The organism is Lactobacillus sp. WILCCON 0149 (assembly GCF_057197965.1).
The window spans coordinates 176804-196908 of the sequence record NZ_JBUBHO010000001.1 but is presented as its reverse complement, the minus strand read 5'-3'; the positions used below and the strand labels follow the sequence as shown (position 1 = coordinate 196908).

The window sequence follows — 20105 nt, the reverse complement described above, 5'->3', positions numbered from 1 at the left end:
ATGGCTGAAGAACAAGAAAACAAGCTGAACATTCCCAATCTGCAAATTTTGGGTCAAGACGACAGTCCCCTTTTTCAAGGAGCAGGCAGCGATGCCAAGAAGGTTGTCTATCCCAAGCAGTTTGCCAACCACCCGGGCTTTAAGCAGGTCTTTCAGCCGGGTAAATTGACTTTCGGCTTAATGGCGCCTTTTAAGGGCTACCCGGACAGCCAGATTCCAGATGTCAGCGACCTTTTTGACTGCGCCAAGGCAGCGGAAAAAGCCGGCTTTGACGCCTTGTGGATCAGAGACGTTCCTTTTTATGACCCATACTTTGGCGACGTTGGCCAGGGACTTGATCCATTCACGACTCTGGGGGCTCTGGCCATGACCACGGACAAGATCGTATTGGGGTCTGCCGGCTTTATTTTGCCTGAGCGGAATCCGATTCACGTGGCCCAGGCGGCCGTGTCAATCGACCGGCTCAGTGACCACCGTTTCCTGCTGGGTTTAGTCAGCGGGGACCGGAAAAATGAATTTAAAGCTTTTGGCCGGGACTGGAACGAGCGCAGCGAGATCTTCAGAGAAGGCTGGGATTTGGCCAAAAAGTCCCTGACTCACCCCAACCGCCTGCACTTCAGTGGCAACTACTACAGTAAGCTGACCGGGTCTTTGAGCGTCGTGCCTCAGCTTGAAGAGGGCTACCAGATGCCAATGGTCGCGATCGGCCGCTGCCGGCAGGAATTATCCTGGCTGGCCAATGAGCCAGACGTCTGGATCTGGCATGGGGTTGGCGAAGATGAGACGGCATCGGTGGTTAAGAAGCTGAACGACTTGAATGAGGACGGCAACTGGCATCCCTTCGGCTACCAGAACTTCGTTGAACTTTTGGATGACCCGGATGCCCCATGCCAGCTCTTCAACAAGATCTACCTGCGCGGGGGAGCAAAGAGCCTGGGACAGTTCTGGCGCAAGCAGCGCGAGGAAGGCTTAAACCACGTGATCATCAACTTCAAGCCAACCAAGCGGCCAATTGCTGATTGCCTGGCTGACATGGAAAAGTACGTTTTCCCGGAAGTAAATAAGGACTAAAAAAAGGCTCTGCCATCGTGATTGATGACAGAGCCTTTAGTTTTGCTCAAATTAATTACTTAGCTGAGCTAGTTGAAGATGCTGAAGTTGACTTTGCGCTAGTCTTCTTAGCGGCCTTCTTAGTTGACTTCTTAGTAGTCTTAGCGGCCTTCTTAGTGTCCTTTGCGGCCTTCTTAGTTGACTTCTTAGCAGTCTTAGCTGCCTTCTTAGTATCCTTTGCGGCCTTCTTAGTTGACTTCTTAGCAGTCTTAGCTGCCTTCTTAGTGTCCTTTGCGGCCTTCTTAGTTGACTTCTTAGTAGTCTTAGCTGCCTTCTTAGTGTCCTTTGCAGCCTTCTTAGTTGACTTCTTAGCAGTCTTAGCTGCCTTCTTGGTGGTCTTCTTAGTAGTCTTCTTAGCTACCTTCTTTGCAGCCTTCTTGGTGGTCTTCTTAGTTGACTTCTTAGCTGCCTTCTTGGCAGCCTTCTTAGTTGACTTCTTAGCTGCCTTCTTGGCTGCCTTCTTGGCGGCCTTCTTAGTTGACTTCTTTGCTGCCTTCTTGGTGCTCTTCTTAGCAGCCTTCTTGCTTGATGATGAAGCTTCTGATGAGCTTGAAGCCTTTGATGATTCAGATGAGCTGGTCTTCTTTGATGAAGTTGATGAGCTTACTGAGCTGGTCTTCTTTGATGAAGATTCAGCAGCAGTCTTGTTGCTCTTAACTTCAGTCTTGTTTTCAGTTGCAGCCAGAACTGGGCTTACGCCAGTAGCAAGCAGTGCAGCAGCAACAGTAGCTTTACCAAGGTTCTTCATTAAACGGTTGTTCTTCATAATACGGTTCCTTTCCCTGTATCGAGATCAAAATTATTTTTATTACTTGCCCTTAATTATACTCAATTATTGAAGGATGTTAAGCCAAAAAATGAAGAAAATGAAGAAAATTAGAATTAAACTTTTATCCTAGGAATAGATAAAATTATCCAGCTTATTTTCTAGTCATGCACGTTTTTAACCTGCTTTTTCCACCTATGAACATTGTATGATTCATTTCTATATGTCTACACAAAAAATAAAAGTTATATTTTGCCTAAAAAGTATAAAAAAGTATAAACAAAAACAGCCCTGCTGCTCGCCAACAGGACTGCTAAAAAACTTATTCTCTTTATCTGCTTCGCCGGAGCAAGGCGATCAGCCAGACTACGACCAAAAGACCGAGCAGGGCCATAGCGCCGTAATAGATCAGCTTCTTCGGGGAAATGAAGAAGCCTGACTTGCCCTCCTTATCCTCCGGCAGGTTCTTTACTCTGACCCCTCTGACCAAGAGCCGCTCGGTGTTGATCCCGTAAGGCGTGCAAGTGAGCAGGGTGCAGTAGTCCTTGCCTTTGACGATCTGCAAATACTTGACGTTGTTAGGCTTAACGACATGGATAGCGTCAACCTTGTAGGTGATCTTTTTGCCTAAAGTGGTGACCGTAAAATAGTCCCCCTTCTTCATGGCATCCAGGTCGGTAAACAAGGTCGCGCTCGGCAGACCCCGGTGGCCCACCAGTACCGAGTGGGTCGACTTGCCCCCGATCGGCAGGCTGGTCCCCTTCAAGTGACCGATCCCGTCACCCAAGACGCTGTTGGCTGTCCCGTGGTAGACCGGCAGATGGACTCTGATTTTAGGAATGTCAACGATAGCCATCACGTCTGTGTCCGCTACTTTAAGCTGACTTGAGTAGCCCGGGACCAGGTTTGGGTGGTAAAAAGTTTCTGGATCTTTAGCCAAGGCCTCGTTATAGGCTCTAGCCTTTTTAAAAAGCTGCTGGCGCTGCTTTTTGGTCGCCTTTCTTACGGAACCGGCGTAGCTGTTGACCGCATTGCCGCTGTTTTGCGTATTTACATAGTCACTTATGACCGGATACAGAAGGATGATGAAGCCGGCCAGGATCACCAAGAGCCGGATGATCAGTGATTTTTTCGACATTTTTTCAGTCACTTTCTATTCTTTCTGTACAATATTCTACTACATGCCGCTGGCCAGCAATTACATTGCGGCGATAAAAATACTTGTCAATTCTGCCCTAAAGATGATTCGAGGTTCTAAATTGAAAATTGCCGCTTGTTTATGCTAGTATACGTTAAAAGCATAGTAAGATTAAACAGATACAAGAGGAAAAAATGATCGATCCACGACTACTTGAAGAATTAGTTGCCTTTGCCGAAAGCGGGACCCTCAGCAGGGCAGCTGAAGAGCTGCACTTGACCCAGCCGACGGTGACGCGGGGGATGCAGAAGCTGGAACAAGAGATGGACGTCGCCCTTTTCAACCGATCCGGCAACAACAAAATCACTCTGAACACCACTGGCCAACTCGCCGCTAAAGAAGCCGCCCGTTTGCTCGCCATGGAGAGCAGCATGCTGGAAAAAGTCCAGAACTTTGCTAAAGGCCAAACCCGTTTCCTAATTGGCTCAGACGCTCCAGGCCCGCTTTTGATCAGCGAACGCTTGCGGCGCAAACTGCCAATCAAGGTTGAAATCGACAAGGACCTGCTTGAGGAAAAATATATCCTCCCTGCCGTCGAAAATTTCCACTACCAAGTCGTCTTCAGCAGCCAGGAATACCAGACTGAGGCCTGTGAATCCCGCTATGTTGGCTATGAAGAGCTTTTTCTCATGTGCGACAAGGACAGCGACTTAGCCAAGAAGGGCTCAGTTACCTTCCAGGAGCTTGCCGGGGTCAGCTTTATCGTCTTGCAGGATATCGGCCCTTGGAAGCAGATCAAGGAAAAGGCCATCCCTCATCCTCACTTCATCTACCAGGATGATGTGGATTCCCTCACCGAATTAACCAAATACTCCCAGCTGCCCGTCTTCCGGTCCAACCTGTCCAACCCTGACTACCCAGAACTTGGCAACCGGGTTCCGGTCAGAATTGCTGACCCGAAGAACCGGCTTGACTTCTACGCCGTCTACCGCAAGGACCAAAAGAAGATGGTCACCCCTCTCTTGGACCTTTTAAGCAAAAACTGGCCAGAAGATTTTCCATATTAATTTATAAGCAGCAAGCATTTTTCCTTTTTTTAGAGGTAAAATTAAGTAAACTACGAAAGAGGAGGAGACTGACATGCAATTTACCAAGCAATTTGAAGGCACTTTTGCCCAAGTCAAGGAGCAAATCGACAAGTTTGTTGCTGAAGGCGGCCACATCGACGCGGTCATCACTGACCACACCGGCGAAAAGGTTACCGAAGACCACACCTTTGGCTACAAGATGCGGGTCATCGCTATCTGCAGCGAAGAAGAAAGCTAAATAAGCGCAAAAGGCGCCATCCCCAAATCGAGGGATGACGTCTTTTTTCTCTGCAAATTATTCAACGCTTGGCAGCTTAACGTCCACGCCGTGCTTGTCAGTGACTACCGTCATGACCGTTGGGTCGTAGCCGGCTTCCTTGATGCCGTCCAGGTCAAACTCGATCAGAGTCTGCCCGGCCTTAACCAGGTCACCTTGTGCAACCTTGACGTTAAAGCCCTTGCCCTTAAGCATAACCGTGTCGATCCCGATGTGGATCAGCACTTCCGCGCCGGCCGTAGTCTTCAAGCCAATCGCGTGGCCAGTTTCAAACAAGGCTGCTACTTCACCGTCAACCGGAGCCTTAACCACGCCCTCAGTTGGCACTACCGCAAACCCTTCGCCCATGGCACCAGTTGAAAAAACTGGGTCGTTGACGCTTGACAGGGCAATCACCTTGCCAGCTACCGGAGCAGTCAAAGTTTCGCTCTTTGGCTTAGCTTCACTGCCTGGCCGTTGCTTCTTTTCAACTTTCTTACCGGCAACCATTTCATCATTGTAGCCCCAAACCCAGGCCACGATGAAGGAAATTACCAAAGCTGCCGCGCTGGACAGAAGGAAGGCATAAAAACTGGTCAAGTCGCTTGGATTCTTCGGGTTGAAGAAGGATGAGAAACCGATCAAAGAACCAGTAAAGCCGTACATGGTCCCGTGCATCAAGCCAGTAATCAAACCACCGACTGCTGACCCGATCAAACCTGAGATGAAGACCTTCTTAAAGCGAAGGTTGATCCCGTAAATAGCTGGTTCAGTAACCCCGCAGAAGGCTGAGACAGCCGCGGAGATACCCAAAGTCTTGGTCCCCTTCTTCTTGGTCTTCAAGGCTACAGCCAAAACTGCCGCACCTTGGGAAACCATGGTAACAGAAATAATCGCGTTCAATGAACTCTGGCCGCTTTGGGCAATCTGCTGGGCAACCAGCGGTACAACACCCCAGTGCAGACCGAAGATAACCAGAACTTGGTAGAAGGCACCGATCAAGAGGCCGCCGATCCAACCAGATGCTGAAACAACCCAGTTGATCAAGTCCGCGATCCCGTTGGCTACGCCTTGAATCACCGGACCGGTAACCATCAAGGTCACTGCTGAAACCAGCAAGATGGTGATCAATGGCGTGAAGATCATCTGCAGGTAGTCCGGCAGGTGGTCCTTCAGCCAGTCTTCCAGTTTCTTAGCCAGCCAGGCGGCCAGGATCATCGGGAAGATTGAGTAGGTGTAGTTTAGGAACTGGAAGTTAAAGCCCCCAATGCTGAACATGGTCTTGTACTGCCCGCCCCAAGTAACCAGCTGCGGGTAAGTCAGGACCCCGCCGATTACCGCGGCCACGATCGGGTCGCCGTTCAACTTTTTAGCAGCGGCGAAGCCAACCAGGATTGGCAGGAAGTAGAAGGCTGAGTCCGCCATGGCACTGACCGTGATGTAAGCCGTGCTCTTAGCGTTCAAAAGTGCCCCCAATTGCGGCAAAGTCAACAGGGCCAGGATCCCCTTGATGATACCGGAAGCAGCGATAACGCCAACTACCGGACTCATGGAACCGGTGATGAAGCCGATCAAGTTGCCAAAAGCTCTGGAAACCGGGTTCTTGCCGTCGTCTTCCTTAGTTTCAGCTGCTTCGCCGCCTTCCGGCAAGCCGCCCAGTTCCGCCATCACGGCGTCGTAAACCTGGGTAACCGCGTTGCCGATGACCACTTGGTACTGGCCGGAAGCGTGCATTACGTCGATAACGCCGTCGGTTTCCTTTAACACTTCATCGTTGGCCTTGCTTTCGTCCTTAAGGTAGAAACGCAGACGCGTGATGCAGTGAATCAAGCTGTTGATGTTCTCCTTGCCGCCTACATTGGCGATGATCGTCTTCGCCAGGCCGCTGTAATCTTTCTTTGCCATATTCATTCTCCAAAAACTTAGCGGGGTAACCGCTTTCTCTTAACTGTCTCCATCTTACGCTTGTGCATACAAGTTGTCAATAGCTATTTTAAAGTCTTTTTCCATCAGCATTGTTTCCGGTTTCTGTTTTCAATTTATCTTGTCCATACATGTTGAAAAAATCTGCCTGCCCGGCTATAATGAGGGCATAAAAGAATTTGGAGGCAAGAAAATGACTGCCAAGCAAGATATGATTACCCAAGACCTGGCCGGCAAGATCAGGCACGGGATCTACCCGCCCAAGTGCTTTTTGCCCAGCGAAAACGAACTGGCCAACCTCTACGGGGCATCCCGGAACACGGTCAGAAAATCCCTGGAAGACTTAACCAGCCTGGGATTAATCCAGAAGATCAAGGGCAAGGGCTCAATCGTCCTCGACTTTTCCCGTTTAAGTTTTCCTATTTCCAGGATCACGACTTTTAACGAGCTGAACCAATCCCTGGGGCTGAAAGCTCAGACCAAGCTTTTGGAAATCAAAGAAGTAAAAGAAGTTCCCGACGACTTCAGCTGCGACAACACAGAGCCTTTTATCAAGGTCAAGCGGCTCAGAATCATTGACGGTGAGCCGGACGTTTTGGACGTGGACTACATCTCCACCAAATACGTCAAGGAAATCAGCCCATCCGTGGCGGAACATTCCTTATATGACTACTTTGAAAATGAGCTGGGTCTGAAGATTTCCTACGCGGTTAAAGACGTAAGCGTGCAGACCGTGAGTGAGGAATTAGCCAAGATGCTGGAGCTGGACTCCGACCGAAAAGCCGTTTTAGTTAAGAGCATGGTCTACTTAGAGGACACCTCCCTCTTCCAACTGACCGCCTCTTACCACAATCCCAATCGTTTCAGATTTATTGACTTTGCTCGCCGCAGCAAAATATAGGAGAAAAATATGCAAAATTTAGGCCAAAAAGTCATCTACCAGATCTACCCAAAGTCCTTCTACGACGCTAACGGCGACGGAATCGGGGATCTTCGGGGCATTATCGAGAAGATCGACTATATCAAGAAGCTGAATGTGGACATGATCTGGTTCAACCCCTTCTATGTTTCCCCGCAAAACGACAACGGCTATGACATCGCCAACTATAGGGAGATAGATCCCCTTTTTGGTACCATGGCTGACTTTGAAGAGCTGCAGGCCAAACTGGCGGACATCGGCGTTGGCGTGATGCTGGACATGGTCTTGAACCACTGCTCAACTGAACATGAATGGTTTAAAAAGGCCCTGGCCGGGGATGAAAAATACCAGAAATTCTTCTACCTGCGGCCTGGCAAGCCTGACGGCGGTTTGCCAAACAACTGGCAGTCCAAGTTCGGCGGCCCGGCCTGGTCCAAGTTCGGCGACACTGACCTCTACTACCTCCACCTCTATGACCCAACCCAGGCCGATCTGGACTGGCACAACCCGGAAGTCAGAAAAGAACTGGAAGACGTGGTCAACTTCTGGCGGGGAAAGGGCGTCCGGGGCTTCCGCTTCGACGTCATCAACGTGACTGGCAAGAGCGAGGACCTGGTCGACTCTACTGACCCAACTGAAGAAAAGACCCTCTACACCGACACGCCGGTGGTTCACGACTACTTGAAGGAACTGAACCGGACGACTTTTGGCCAAGATGAGGACTCAATCACAGTTGGGGAAATGTCTTCAACCACCATCCCCAATAGTGTCCGCTACACCAACCCTAAGGAAAAGGAACTGTCCATGGTCTTCACCTTCCACCACTTGAAGGTCGACTATAAGGACGGGGAAAAGTGGACCAAGATGCCTTTTGACTTCATGAAGCTGAAGGGCCTGCTCAGCTCCTGGCAGACAGGGATGACGGCAGGCGGCGGCTGGAACGCGGTCTTCTGGAACAACCACGACCAGCCTTGGGCCTTGAACCGCTTTGGCGATCCGGTCCACTACCGGGAAAAGTCAGCGGAAATGCTGGCGGCGACGACTCACTTTTTGCGGGGAACGCCATTCATCTACCAAGGTGATGAACTGGGAATGGTTGACCCGGACTACCAGTCAATGGACGAGTACGTGGACGTGGAATGCAAGAACGCCTACCAAGAATTGCTGGACAAGGGCATGAGCGAAGATGAGGCTTTTGCAATCATCAAGGCCAAGTCCAGAGACAACTCCCGGGTGCCGATGCACTGGGATGCCAGCAAGTACGCTGGCTTCAGCCAGGTTAAGCCGTGGCTTATGCCAACCCACCAAGACGAAATCAATGTCGAAAAGGAACTGGCTGAGGGGGAAGTTTTCGCCTTCTACCAGAAGCTGATCGCTTTGAGAAAGCAAGAGGACGTGATTTCCGCCGGCGGCTTCCGGGAAATTCTGCCGGATGACCAGCAAGTTTTTGCTTACGTCAGAGAACTGGACGGAGAAAAGTTAGTTGTCTTCAACAACTTCTACGGAAAAGAAACCATTGTGTCCGTGCCAAGCGACCTGCGGGAAAGCGGGCAGGTTCTTTTGGACAACTATCAAAGAGAGCTCAGCCAGCTGCCAGCTGAATTGAGCCTGCGGCCATACGAAACCTTAGCCTTTAAGATTCAATAAATATGAAAATGCCTTGCAAGATTTAGACCGAAAACCGGTTGCTTGCAGGGCATTTCGCTTACTATTCATCATTTTTTCGTATTTGATCGTCCATTAATGCGATTTTTTGCTAAAATTATTTATAAGGACTTACTTTCATATTGTTCGTTTAGATTATAAGTAGAGGAAGTCCTTTTCTTATAGCCAATTGAGTGTAATTTTCTAAGCATGTATCGTTTTTTAATGATACATAAAAATTTTTACATAAATATATAGTTGTTTTAGTATAAAATCATAGAGGACTGATAATCATGAGCCATAAACACGATCCCTACTTCAACGCCAAATTAAATGGGAAAGAAAAGTTTGGCTTTCGTAAATTATCGCTTGGCCTGGCGGCAGTTGCGTTAGGAACCAGCTTTTTCGTAAGTAACGGGCAACTGGTGCACGCGGCTGACGATCAAGCAACTGAAACTGTCGTGCAGCAAAGCAGTGCGAGTGACAGCAGCTCGGCAGATACAAGCTCTAGTACTGCAGCTGCAGAGAATACTAGCAGTGAGACAGCTACTGCTGCCGCGGAAGAGACTACTACTGCGGAAAATGCGGCTGCAGAGAGTACTAGTAACGACTCTACCGTCACAGACACGGCAACTGCAGAAAATACAAGCAGCGAATCTACTAGGGAAGAGACTGCTACTGCTGCTGAGCAAAAGCAAGCAGATGTAACAAGCAGTCAAACTGCTTCAGCAGAAACAGCAGACAAGGAGACTGCTGAACCAGCAAAAGAAAGCGCGGCAGCCGCTGAAAGCAGCATCCCGGAAAACGAGGTAAGCACTTCCCAAAATAACACTGAAGCCCAGGAAAGTAAGCAAAGCAATGTCAACTACAACATCACTGTCTACGACAGCGCGGAAAATGCCAAAAGTGCCAATCCTGCTGGCAAAATCGAAAGTTCCCCGGACAAGCCTGAGAATTTGACGCCAGGCAATCAAAACATCTATCTGCGCTTCAACATTTCTGGCTTAGCGGAGAATACCACCCCGCTTACGATTTCTTTTGACAACGCGGGCGGCTTAAGAAACAGCAGCAAGGATTTTGTCATTTCCTATAACGCGGGCACTACCACCCTGCTTGAACAGAGCAAGCCGGTTTGGAACTTAATTAATAACGGTGACGGCACCCTCACTTTAAGCCGGGCTGAAAACACCAACGCTACTAGCGCGGATTTTTACATTCCTGTCCAAGCCAACCGGGCAATCAATCCCAGCTTAAGTGACGAAGGAAAAGACAGCAGTTTAACGCCGGTGATTACTACTAGCGACGGCACAGCAGTTTCTTCAACAACTAGCGGCCCGGTTCTGTACGCCAAGATTACGCCGGCCAAGGATTTTGTCCAAAGCGATGAGATCCTCTACGGTTTTTCCATGGAAGAAAGATCTCTGACCGATGAAATGAGATATAATCCCGGCGCGAGCGATGGCGACTCCACTGATATTTCGCTTGAGCATGAATTGGACTTGCTGAAGGCCAACAGCGACGGCGATGTGAAGCAGTTTATCGACAGCGCGGTTGCCAACAACACTGTCTACCAGTGGGGATACTACTTCAACTACCCTAAGACCAGTTTGGAAAACGCGGACTTCAGATCATATTTTGACAAGATGCAGATCCCGCTTTACTCGACGCTTAAAGTTTTTGCAGTGCCTGACGATTTAGTCAGCTACACTAATAGCGCGGGGCAAACCGTCAGAATTGGCGAAGACCAGAAGTTAAGCGAGCTTCCGGAAGATATTCAAGCTCATTATATCGATGGAAAAAATATTACCGGGGACACGACCGTCTACAGTATCATCACTTCTACGCCAACTGTCACGGACCTGCAAGACTATTTAAGAGACTTGATTAAAAAGCAAACCAGAACAACAAGCAATGGCTATGATTCAAGCATCCCTACTGAGGAGAATGGTTTTACTTACGACCAGACTGATTTGACCCAGTACGCGGGCAAGGCTTACTTTTTCCAACTAGATACCCTGCCTTCTGCCGGGAGCGGAACTAGCATGCACTTTGAGGACGGCCGCGCCGGGACGTATAACGTTCCGCTAAACAGAAACGGGGATGCTGGCGGCTTCGGCAGCGGCAGCACGATCACGACCAGAGAAAGCAAGACGATCACTGAGCAGATCAAGTACGTCGATGAAGACAAGATTGGGGCAGATTCTACTGCTGAGGAAATTTTTGCCGTGGCTTTTGGCAACAATGGTGATCAATACTCGATCAGCAGCGACTATAAGTCTGGCATGGTTACCTTGACTAGAGATGTGATCACTGAGGAAGCGACCGGTGTAAAAAGCTATGGTGACTGGACTATTTCCAGCGGCTTTAGCGCGGTAAGCAACCCAGCTATCGATAACTATAAGATCGATGCAAGCAAGATCTACGAGCAGTTCATGGGCGTGGCCAGCGCTTTAGCGTCAACTAGTGCGGACAGCGTCGGCAGTGTTTCGACTGATGCAATCCTTAAGGAAGCCGATGCCATCACTGATGGTTCTGTTCTGCAAGTTGTTGTTCCATATAAGCAGAACATCTCAATTTCTCAAGAAACTAAAACTCTCAGTGAACAGATCAAGTACGTCGATGAGGACAAGATCGGGGCCGATTCTTCTGCTGTGGAAATCTTTAATGCGGCTTTTGGCAACAATGGTGACCAGTACTCTATCAGCGGCGACTACAAGTCTAGTGCTGTCACTTTGACTAGAGACGTTTATACTAATGACGTCACTGGTAAAAAGACTTACGGCGACTGGACGGTTTCCGGCGGCTTTAGCGCGGTAAGCAACCCGGACGTTGCAAACTATAAGATCGATTCAAGCAAAATCTACGAACAATTCATTGGCGCAGCCAGCGCTTTAGCATCAATCAGTGCGGAAACTGTTGGCAGTGTTTCGGCTAATGCAATCCTTAAGGAAGCCGATGCCATCACTGACGGTGCTATCCTGCAAGTTGTTGTTCCATATAAGCAGAACATCTCAATTTCTCAAGAAACTAAAACTCTCAGCGAGCAAATCAAATACGTTGATGAGGACAAGATCGGGGCAGATTCTTCTGCTGTGGAAATCTTTAATGCGGCTTTTGATGAAGGTGGTGACCAGTACTCTATCAGCGGTGATTACAAGTCTGGCATGGTTACCTTAACTAGAGACGTTTACACTAATGACGTCACTGGCGAAAAGACTTACGGCGACTGGACGGTTTCCGGCGGCTTTAGTGCGGTAAACAACCCAGCTATCGATAACTATAAGATCGATGCAAGCAAGATTTACGAGCAGTTCATGGGCGCAGTCAGCGCTTTAGCATCAACCAGTGCGGAAACTGTTGGTAGCGTTCAAGCTGAGGCACTCCTTAAGGAAGCAGACACCATCACTGACGGTGCTATCTTGCAAGTTGTCATTCCATATAAGCAGAACATCTCGGTTTCCCAGGAAACTAAGACTCTCACTGAGCAGATCAAGTACGTTGATGAAGACAAGATCGGGACTGATCCTTCCGCTGTGGAAATCTTTAATGCTGCCTTTGGCAAGGACGGTGACCAGTACTCTATCAGCGGTGACTACAAGTCTGGCATGGTTACCTTAACTAGAGACGTTTACACTAATGACGTCACTGGCGAAAAGACTTACGGCGACTGGACGGTTTCCGGCGGCTTTAGCGCGGTAAGCAACCCGGACGTTGCAAACTATAAGATCGATTCAAGCAAAATCTACGAGCAGTTCATGGATGCAGCCAGCGCTTTAGCGTCAACTAGTGCGGACAGCGTCGGCAGTGTTTCGACTGATGCAATCCTTAAGGAAGCCGATGCCATCACTGATGGTTCTGTTCTGCAAGTTGTTGTTCCATATAAGCAAAACATCTCAGTCTCACAGGAAACTAAGACTCTCACTGAGCAGATCAAGTACGTCGATGAGGACAAGATCGGGACTGATCCTTCCGCTGTGGAAATCTTTAATGCTGCCTTTGGCAAGGACGGTGACCAGTACTCTATCAGTGGTGACTACAAGTCTGGCATGGTTACCTTAACTAGAGACGTTTACACTAATGACGTCACTGGCGAAAAGACTTACGGCGACTGGACGGTTTCCGGCGGCTTTAGCGCGGTAAGCAACCCGGACGTTGCAAACTATAAGATCGATTCAAGCAAAATCTACGAGCAGTTCATGGATGCAGCCAGCGCTTTAGCGTCAACTAGTGCGGACAGCGTCGGCAGTGTTTCGACTGATGCAATCCTTAAGGAAGCCGATGCCATCACCGATGGTGCTATCTTGCAAGTTGTTGTTCCTTATAAGCAGAACATCTCTGTCTCACAAGAAACTAAAATTCTTAGCGAGCAAATTAAATACGTTGATGAGGACAAGATCGGGGCCGATTCTACTGCTGTGGAAATCTTTAATGCGGCCTTTGATGAAGGTGGTGACCGGTACTCGATCAGCGGTGATTACAAGTCTAGTGCTATCACTTTAACTAGAGACGTTTACACTAACGACGTCACTGGCGAAAAGACTTACGGCGACTGGACGGTTTCCGGCGGCTTTAGCGCGGTAAGCAACCCAGCTATCGATAACTATAAGATCGATGCAAGCAAGATTTACGAGCAGTTCATGGGCGCAGTCAGCGCTTTAGCATCAACCAGTGCGGAAACTGTTGGTAGCGTTCAAGCTGAGGCACTCCTTAAGGAAGCAGACACCACCACCGATGGTGCTATCTTGCAAGTTGTCATTCCTTACACAGCAGTACCAACTACGCCAGATAAGCCGACTACACCAACTACTCCAGACGTGCCTACTACGCCAACCACGCCGGACGTACCAACTACGCCAACTACACCAGACGTACCGACTACACCTACTCAACCGGATGTGCCTACTACGCCGACTACACCAGACGTGCCTACTACACCTACTACGCCGGATGTGCCGACCACTCCAACTACGCCAGATAAGCCGACTACACCTACTCAACCGGATGTGCCGACTACACCAACTACGCCAGATGTACCGACTACGCCGGTAGTACCGAATGAGCCTACCACTCCAACGGTACCTTCGAAGCCAACCACACCTAACGAACCTACCACTCCAACGGTGCCTTCGAAGCCAACCACACCTAACGAGCCTACCACTCCAACGGTGCCTTCAAAGCCAACTACACCTAACGAGCCTACTACTCCAACGGTGCCTTCGAAGCCGGCTACTCCTAACGTGCCTGCTACCCGGCAGCTTAGTCATGGTGGTACGCCAAGTAAACATAAACATGTCACTACTAGCAAGAGTAATGAAACTACTTTGCCACAAACTGGTGAAAAGAAGTCTAACTACAATCTTGCAGCAATGATTCTGACTTTGCTTAGTACTCTTCTTTTTGCATTCACTGGCAAAAAACGCAAGAACGATTAGTTAGGTTAAAATTATCGAGATAAAAAATCGCAGTACCGATAATGGTGCTGCGATTTTCGTTTGATTAATAAGTTTCAAAGCGAACAAACTCCGCGAATCTAGGCAGGGCAAAGGAGATGGTTCCATATCGGCGGGTATCGATCAAGCCCTGGTTCTTGAGTCGGCGCCGGTATTGATTGAACAGGTTAGGATTCATTTCCAGCCGTTCACGGAATTCCTTCACCTTTCCGCCTTCGTTTTCAGCAATCACGCTCAAAACACGCTGATCCAATTCAGACAGCTCACTCCATAACTTGGCGTATGAAGCATCAGCTAAGAGCTGATCGTATTCTTGCAGAGTATCTTCGCCAATCTCACAATTTCCCTGCTCCCAGCAAACATAACCTAGAGTCTGAAAAGCAAAAGGATAGCCCCGGGTCAACTTGGCCATTTTTATACTCTGCTCTTGATCAAGCTTGAAGATGCTGGAATACGCATTGGCTACCGCCATCTGGTTCAAAGGCGCCAACACAATCTTTGGCGACCGGTAAAGGAAAGTCAGATTTTTAACATCTTGCAAGGACATGATTTCATCATATAAGCCAGTTGCCAAAAAGTACAAAGGACGATTATTACTGATGAAAAGTTGGAAAGCACTGGCAAATCTTTGCATCTGCGGGGTGTTGGTTGCTTCATCGATTGCTACTAACACTTTAATCCCCTGCTTTTGGAAGGCCGCCAAAGTCTTGTCAATGGCATCTACCAGATTAAGCTCCGGCCGCTGGTGGTTAACCGTAACACTTGCGCCGAATAATGAAAGGCCATAACTTGCTTCGTAATTGTTAGGATTGAAATAACGGCTGTTTTGCAAGTCGCTGTACAAAGCTTCCAGAATATCATCTAGAGGACTAATCTTGATTACCAGCCAATTTTTCATTCGACCGATCCGCTCACAGATGTCCGTCAAAAGAACCGTCTTGCCGCTACCTCTGATACCCATCAAAATATATACTTGATCAGTTACAGGTGGTTGAGTAAACGTTGTAATTACTCTGTTGCTGTCACTTAAACGGGTAATATATTCTACTGGTTTTCGTCCAAAAGAGATACTAAACGGGTTTTTACCTAAATACATGTCTGCCCTCCTTTTAATGTTTGTCTTTGTGTTAATTCTTATTATACAAGTTTTTACAACTGTATACAACTGACTACAACTTTTGATTTCTTATACAACTGACTACAACTAGCTACAACTGTATACAACTTTTTTCGCAAAAAATAGCAGCATCCCCGCGATGCTGCTATTCGTTTTCCCTCTTAAAATCAATGATCAATTCCGTACTGTCCTTGTCAGTAAGCAACTTCGGCTGAGTCGCCTGGAGCTTGGCCATGGTCTGGTAGATCCGCTGGCCGCCATTGCCCGATCTTTCACCCAGCCTTGCCCGCATGCAGGCTGAAAAAATCAAGGGGTTGCGGGGCAGGGACTTGCCACCTTTAATGAAATCGCTGGTGGAAATCTGCATCCCTCCCGGGTTGAAGAAGTCAATCGCCGTCCCCTTCATCGTGATCTTGCTGGACAAGTGGGAAGAGTAATCCGCGTGAACCAGGAAATTGACCAAGGCCTCATGTAAAACCAGATCTTCCTCCTCCCGGTTCGGCGAATCCTGGATATCGCGGTTAAACCGCTGCCGGACTTGCATGTAGAAGGAAAACAGATTTTCCGGGCAGCCATTTTCTGAAGAAGTATAGATTCTGCCTAGATCGGGCTGGTCGGGATTGCTGATGAAATCAATGAAAAAGCTAGGGAAAACGTAGCGGATCGAGTCGTACTTGCCAAACAGCAAAAGTGCCGCCTTGGTGTACTTCCACACCCGCTGGCTGGATGACCGGTCTTCCTTGATGAGGCCGATCGATTTCAAAAAGCTCTCGTCATCCAAGGCCACATAGCTCCGGCTTCCCCTGGCTTCCAGCAGGGCCTGGTATTGGCGCAAAGACGGCAGATCAAAATCCTGCAACTCAAAATTGTCCAGCATTTCTGAATCTACAATCTGCCCGCCGCCCTTAAAAAAGCTCTCCAGCCGGCCGGCGTTCAGCTCTTCAAGAAATGGAATTTCCTGGGCAAAAAGTTCCGCGCAATTGCTCATCACAAGACCCTCCCTTTATCGTTTATTTTAATTTTACAATGAAGCTGAACGACCAACAATTAATTTTCTATGCTTTTCTACTTAAAAAGCTATAAATTGCGCTACTCTAAGTAGAATTATCAGCAAAAGCATTACCGGTGTGTATAATATTTAAGTTATAATAATTACACAAAAAATAACAGCACCGTAATTGGTGCTGTTATTTCACATACCGATATTTTCGTCAAAAATCCGGTTCTTTTCAACGTCAAACTGGCGAAGCTTGTCTTCAACCCGCTTGAGCACCATCCCGGAGCCAACCACCAGGAAGAGACCCCGGCTGATTTCTTCAGCCGTCAGGATCTCCTTAAGCTGGTCATCCTTAAAGCGGTGCTCCTGCTGGTCCACTTTAGCCCCCTTTTCGGTCAGGCCAGTGAACCGGTCAGCCAGGTAATTTTCCTCCTGCCCCCTTGACCAAATCAAGTGAACAGGCCGCTTGCCAGCATATTCTTCCGCCAGGTCGATCAAGGGCGCTATCCCTGTCCCCAAGGCATAAGCAACCAGGGGCCGGTCTGGATTCTCCCTTAAAATCTGGTCAAAAAGTCCATACGGCCCTTCCAAATTTACCTGGCTGCCAACCGGCAGATCGGCCAGCTTCCGGGTGTAGTCGCCGACTTCATGGATCAAGAAGGAAACTTGCTTGTCTCCTCTTTTGAAAACGGAGAAGGGATGCTTTTCTCTGGAAAAACCCGGAGCCTTGACGGACAAGAAGTAATAGCCATCCGCTTCCAATTTCGGGGCATCTTCTCCCAGCTTGACGGTTATTTCCAAAACGCGGCGGGCCAAGCTTCTGCTGCCCGCCAGCTGCCCCTGCCGGCGCGGGTCGCCATCTGCCACGAACTTCTGGTACGCGTATAAGGAAAAGAAGAACAGTGTGTACAGGTTAAATACCAGTGTAAAGTAAGGCAGATTTCTGATCCGCGGAATCACTTGGACATGCAGCCAAATCAAGCCAATCACGGCAAAATTCAGCCGGTGCAGCCAGAGACTCAACTGGTGGGGCAGCTTTTTCTTTAAGCTGTCAAAAAAGACGATCCGGTTACTCAGCCAGCCGGACAGGAAGACCACGGCCAGGAGAATGAGCACGATTTCTAAGCCCCAGGCAAAGTTTCCCGTGTTCCGGATGATGGCATGGAAAGAGGAAAGATCCAGCTTGTGGACCGTCACCGCCAGAAGCGCCGCGATCCCCAGCATCCCATGCAAAGCATACATGACTGGCAGACCCAGCCGCTTTTCCAGCCACTTAGGCCGGGTTGCCAGGAAAACAATGGCCAGCCACCAGACATAAGCCGCGATCCCCAGGTCGATCGCCAGAAGATTGGCCAGGCTGTCCACCAGATAGCGGTTGAGAAGCAGGGTCAAGGGCAGAGGCAGGAACAGAAACAAAACAATCCCGGTCATGACTGATGCAAATTGGTGTTTTTTCATATGCTAGTATCCCATCTTTTTAAAAACCAGCTTGGCAGGATAAGTCTTCTTTAAAGGCTCAGCCGCTTTTTTCGAGCTGGACGCCTTCATCGCCGTGACCGGAACTACTTTTTTGGCCTTTTGGGCGGCAGAATACGATTTCTTGACCTGCGAAACCTTTAGAGCAGACTCTGGTGAAAGAGAGCTGGTCTGCTGGCCAGGGTAAAAAGCAAAAACGCCTCCGGCCGCCAAAACAAACCCTATTATTATCAAAGTACGTTTCATTGTCATTCCCCGATTACAGCAAAATACACTAATTAATCAACGATGACGTAGGACTTGATGACCTCGCGCTTGTCCATGGCTGAGTAAGCCTGGTCAATTTCATCCAGGCTGAAACTGCCGGTAAAGACCTTGCCCGGGTTGATTTCACCCTTGAGGACGGCATCAAGAAGGACCTCCTTGTCATAAGTCGTTACCGAAGCCGGACCACCAGCCACGCTGATATTTCTGTAAAACGGACTGGTCATATCCTGAGCAGGCACGTGTGGCAGACCGACCCGGCCGACAGTTGAGCCTGGACGGCCGACAGCCATGGCGGTTGCCGTTGACTGTTCAGTGCCGACGCATTCCAGAACTGCGTCAGCCCCGAAGCCCCCGGTCAAAGCCATGATGGCCTTGACCGCTTCATCGCCGCGGACGGCCACATTGTCAGTTGCCCCGAATTCCTTGGCCAAAGCGGCCCGGTCCGGGTGGCGGCTGGTGGAAATGATCCGCTTAGCCCCCAGCATCTTGGCGGCAATAATCGCGCATTGGCCAACTGCCCCGTCGCCCATAACGACGACCGTGTCGCCTTCCTTGACGCCGGCGACTCTGGCAGCGTGGTAGCCAGTGGCCATGACGTCAGCCAAAGTCAGGAAGGACTTGAGCATCCCTTCGCTGTAGTCTTCCGGCTTGCCCGGAATTTTCACCAGGGCCCATTGCCCGTGCTGGAAACGGATGTATTCAGCCTGGTTTTCGCCGCTGAAGTTGTCCGTGTGCCCCTGGCAGGCCCCGTCAAAGCCCGCCCGGCAGGCTGGGCACTGGCCGCAGCCGTGGGTGAACGGCGCGATCACGAAGTCGCCCGGCTTGACCGTGGTGATGGCTGAACCAGTTTCCACCACGATCCCAATGGCCTCGTGGCCCGAGTTGGCGGAGTCAGCGCCGACGTGGTCGACGTCGCGGTAGTTCCACAAGTCTGACCCGCAGACACAGGCCCGGATTACTCTGATGATGACGTCATCGTCTTTTTCCAGCTTGGGCTTAGGCGCGTCAACCAAAGCCATTTTTCCTTTTTCCGCAAATACTGCTGTCTTCATGAAGACCTTGTCCTTTCTTTAAAAAATCGCTTAATCAGCCGTCTCGATTTCAACCTGGTCAAAGTCGATCTCCGGGTCGTCCAGGATGATGTCGTCTACGTGACCGACCTTGATCTTCCCGCTGACCGGGTTCTTGATGCTCATGATGTCGCCGGTGATTTCGGCATCGATATTCTGGCAGTATTCAAAGGCCAGGTCGGTCCGCCGGGTCCGGCAGTCCCGCATCTTTAGCCCGTCGATGTAGCACAGGCCCTGGTCGCTTTCGATCGTGCAGTTGATCAAGGTGATGTTCTTGGTGTTCCAGGCCAGGTACTCCCCGCTGATTCTGGAATCATAAATCGTCACGTTATCGCAGTTCCAGAAGGCATCTTTAGAAACCAGGCGGGAATTGTGGACTTCCACGTTCTTTGCCCCGTCAAAACAGTAGTTGCCGATCAAATCCAGGTGGTCAATGTAGATGTTCTCGCTGTTCATGCCAAAGTAGTCCCCGTTGACCGTCAGATTGGTCAAACGGACATTTTTACAAGTCCACAGGGTTTCTTCCGCATTGGAAAAATGCACGTGATCCAAAGTTACCCCGTCGCAGCGGCGCAGCTGCTTTGGCGCCTGGATGCTGCTGTCGGTGATCGTAATGTCGTCGGTATACCAGATCCCTGACCGGGCCATGGTTTCAAAAATCGTGTCTTTTACTTTGACATGCTTGTCGTACCAGAGAGGGTACTTCCAGGTAAACAGCACCCCGTCTAAGTCCAGGTTGCGGCCTTCCTTCAAAGGCGATTCGCCCGTGCCAAAAGTCACGTCCTTGATCACCGCGTCCCGGGTTCCAAACAGGGGGCGCTCGCCGTCATAGTAGCCATTGCTGATTTCTTTCATTTCCGGAAATCTCCTCTCATTCAATTTTC

15 protein-coding genes are annotated in these 20105 nt (G+C 49.4%); 6 read left to right on the top strand and 9 right to left on the bottom strand.

Annotation, left to right across the window (positions count from 1 at the left end; translation table 11 throughout):
• On the top strand, window positions 1–1071 hold the full coding sequence (locus ACYVUV_RS00945) for an LLM class flavin-dependent oxidoreductase (protein ID WP_439774737.1): 1071 nt from the start codon (window positions 1–3) through the stop codon (window positions 1069–1071).
• 55 nt (window positions 1072–1126) lie between these two features.
• Here ACYVUV_RS00945 and ACYVUV_RS00940 read toward each other — a convergent pair whose 3' ends face one another.
• Entirely contained in the window at window positions 1127–1876 is a 750-nt protein-coding gene (locus ACYVUV_RS00940) for a hypothetical protein (RefSeq protein ID WP_484498913.1), read from the bottom strand.
• Window positions 1877–2207: 331 nt separating this feature from the next.
• Window positions 2208–3014 carry a class C sortase gene (locus ACYVUV_RS00935; RefSeq protein WP_439774739.1) on the bottom strand — a complete coding sequence of 269 codons (807 nt, stop codon included), beginning with the start codon at window positions 3012–3014 and terminating at the stop codon, window positions 2208–2210.
• 194 nt (window positions 3015–3208) lie between these two features.
• Between ACYVUV_RS00935 and ACYVUV_RS00930 the strand changes: the two genes are divergently transcribed.
• Window positions 3209–4081 carry a LysR family transcriptional regulator gene (locus ACYVUV_RS00930; protein WP_484498912.1) on the top strand — a complete coding sequence of 291 codons (873 nt, stop codon included), beginning with the start codon at window positions 3209–3211 and terminating at the stop codon, window positions 4079–4081.
• A 73-nt stretch (window positions 4082–4154) separates the two neighbouring features.
• Window positions 4155–4340, top strand: coding sequence for a hypothetical protein (locus ACYVUV_RS00925; RefSeq protein ID WP_002879841.1), 186 nt, complete (start codon window positions 4155–4157; stop codon window positions 4338–4340).
• Between the two features lie 57 nt (window positions 4341–4397).
• Here ACYVUV_RS00925 and ACYVUV_RS00920 read toward each other — a convergent pair whose 3' ends face one another.
• Entirely contained in the window at window positions 4398–6263 is a 1866-nt protein-coding gene (locus ACYVUV_RS00920) for a beta-glucoside-specific PTS transporter subunit IIABC (protein WP_439774741.1), read from the bottom strand.
• A gap of 211 nt (window positions 6264–6474) precedes the next feature.
• Between ACYVUV_RS00920 and treR the strand changes: the two genes are divergently transcribed.
• The 3 genes from treR to ACYVUV_RS00905 all read left to right on the top strand — a co-directional run bounded on the left by treR (window position 6475) and on the right by ACYVUV_RS00905 (window position 14276).
• On the top strand, window positions 6475–7182 hold the full coding sequence (gene treR, locus ACYVUV_RS00915) for a trehalose operon repressor (protein ID WP_439774742.1): 708 nt from the start codon (window positions 6475–6477) through the stop codon (window positions 7180–7182).
• Between the two features lie 9 nt (window positions 7183–7191).
• Window positions 7192–8847, top strand: coding sequence for an alpha,alpha-phosphotrehalase (treC, locus tag ACYVUV_RS00910; RefSeq protein ID WP_439774743.1), 1656 nt, complete (start codon window positions 7192–7194; stop codon window positions 8845–8847).
• Between the two features lie 290 nt (window positions 8848–9137).
• The gene (locus ACYVUV_RS00905; protein ID WP_484498911.1) at window positions 9138–14276 is read left to right on the top strand and encodes a mucin-binding protein; all 5139 of its coding nucleotides are present in this window, start codon (window positions 9138–9140) and stop codon (window positions 14274–14276) included.
• A 64-nt stretch (window positions 14277–14340) separates the two neighbouring features.
• Here ACYVUV_RS00905 and ACYVUV_RS00900 read toward each other — a convergent pair whose 3' ends face one another.
• The 6 genes from ACYVUV_RS00900 to ACYVUV_RS00875 all read right to left on the bottom strand — a co-directional run bounded on the left by ACYVUV_RS00900 (window position 14341) and on the right by ACYVUV_RS00875 (window position 20076).
• The gene (locus tag ACYVUV_RS00900; protein WP_484498910.1) at window positions 14341–15390 is read right to left on the bottom strand and encodes a P-loop NTPase family protein; all 1050 of its coding nucleotides are present in this window, start codon (window positions 15388–15390) and stop codon (window positions 14341–14343) included.
• A 166-nt stretch (window positions 15391–15556) separates the two neighbouring features.
• Window positions 15557–16399 carry an ATP-binding protein gene (locus ACYVUV_RS00895; RefSeq protein WP_439775687.1) on the bottom strand — a complete coding sequence of 281 codons (843 nt, stop codon included), beginning with the start codon at window positions 16397–16399 and terminating at the stop codon, window positions 15557–15559.
• Between the two features lie 204 nt (window positions 16400–16603).
• The gene (locus tag ACYVUV_RS00890; RefSeq protein ID WP_484498909.1) at window positions 16604–17866 is read right to left on the bottom strand and encodes a ferric reductase-like transmembrane domain-containing protein; all 1263 of its coding nucleotides are present in this window, start codon (window positions 17864–17866) and stop codon (window positions 16604–16606) included.
• A gap of 3 nt (window positions 17867–17869) precedes the next feature.
• Window positions 17870–18130, bottom strand: a complete 261-nt coding sequence (locus tag ACYVUV_RS00885; protein ID WP_439775690.1) for a hypothetical protein — start codon at window positions 18128–18130, stop codon at window positions 17870–17872.
• A gap of 32 nt (window positions 18131–18162) precedes the next feature.
• Complete coding sequence (locus ACYVUV_RS00880; RefSeq protein ID WP_439775691.1) at window positions 18163–19203, bottom strand: zinc-binding dehydrogenase; 1041 nt, start codon at window positions 19201–19203, stop codon at window positions 18163–18165.
• Window positions 19204–19233: 30 nt separating this feature from the next.
• Window positions 19234–20076 carry a DUF3737 family protein gene (locus ACYVUV_RS00875; protein ID WP_439775692.1) on the bottom strand — a complete coding sequence of 281 codons (843 nt, stop codon included), beginning with the start codon at window positions 20074–20076 and terminating at the stop codon, window positions 19234–19236.
• Between the last annotated feature and the right edge of the window lie 29 nt (window positions 20077–20105).